This window comes from Shewanella sp. KT0246 (assembly GCF_019654955.1).
In the GTDB taxonomy this organism is placed as follows: Bacteria; Pseudomonadota; Gammaproteobacteria; order Enterobacterales; family Shewanellaceae; genus Shewanella; species Shewanella goraebulensis.
Genome location: NZ_BPEV01000181.1, coordinates 1 through 234, shown reverse-complemented (window position 1 = coordinate 234; position 234 = coordinate 1). Strand labels below are relative to the sequence as shown.

Genomic DNA, 234 nt, shown 5'->3' with positions numbered 1-234 from the left:
CTGGATATTACCAGTCACCAATCTAATATTGCTGATGAAATTATTGACCGACCACAGTTTGATACTTGGTATAAAGATTATCAGCAACGTGTGGCTGCTAATGTAGATGGCACTGAGGGCTCTGGCAATAAGATAGATATTGAGAAGTGGCAAGCAGATAGAGATGCAGTTAACCCTAAATACATATTACGCAATTACCTTGCTCAAGAAGCGATTGTCGCTGTTGAAGAAGGT

At 40.2% G+C, this 234-nt stretch carries 1 pseudogene; it reads left to right on the top strand.

From position 1 onward, the window contains the following. A pseudogene (locus K5Q58_RS21035) lies at positions 1–234 on the top strand (hypothetical protein); the annotation flags it as partial.